The following is an 823-nucleotide window of genomic DNA, read 5'->3' as shown; positions in this document are numbered from 1 at the left end:
ATGACCACGAGCCCTGAACCTGCAATTTGCGTTCACTTCTCCACTCAATCGTTTTGTCTGGATTGAGCGCGATGACCTCGCCCGCGTAGAGGCGGGGGTGGGCTATCGGCAAGAAACAGGAGACCCAGTCAATCACAGCAAAAACTTGTCAAGAGCTGAATGTAGACCAAGATTACGTAATTAAGACTTTTCTTGTCAACAGCATTAAGACCAAAAAGTCTTACTTAAGACCTTTGGAGATAGCGACCTTTACTATGAGCACAACGAAACGCAGCGAATTGGTGACATCATGAATATCGCCGAAAACCTGAAAAAGGCTAGGAAAAACAAGGGTCTAACGCAGTTGGCTGTAGCCGAAAAAATCGGAGCCGGAAAAACGACATATTTACAGTGGGAGCAGGGAACGAACCCGCCACCAGCAGACAAGTTGGCTTTACTGGCTCAAGTGCTGGGTGTGTCTGTGCATGACTTGTTATTTGGTGAAAAAGAAGAATTAGACGGCTCGTTAAGAGACCTCTTTAGGCGTTTTGCTGAATTACCTGAAGAAATCAAGCCGCAGACAACCATGATGCTGCGTTCTTTGCTTTTCAGCGTTGAAAATGCAGCAAAGGCAGCTTAAGCGCAGAGGTAAAACACCCGAGCCAAGGCAGTGAAGACGTCCAGTAAGCGGGCGGAAATTCCGAGCAGGAGAAGAGCTAAAAGCGGTGTGATCTGAAAGTGCGACTCTCAAAATTGAGAGTAAAGTAGGGTATCACTAGTACCCTACTTTCAATTTGGCTTCTGAAAGTCCGTTTCTTATTCCATTAGGGAATAAGAAAAAGCG

At 46.2% G+C, this 823-nt stretch carries 1 protein-coding gene; it reads left to right on the top strand.

Annotation, left to right across the window (positions count from 1 at the left end; translation table 11 throughout):
• Window positions 1–289: 289 nt before the first annotated feature.
• On the top strand, window positions 290–619 hold the full coding sequence (locus AXE65_RS04135; RefSeq protein WP_068388527.1) for a helix-turn-helix domain-containing protein: 330 nt from the start codon (window positions 290–292) through the stop codon (window positions 617–619).
• Window positions 620–823: the final 204 nt, after the last annotated feature.

The organism is Ventosimonas gracilis, assembly GCF_001580025.1.
GTDB lineage: Bacteria > Pseudomonadota > Gammaproteobacteria > Pseudomonadales > Pseudomonadaceae > Ventosimonas > Ventosimonas gracilis.
This window is presented reverse-complemented; position numbering and strand designations above follow the sequence as displayed.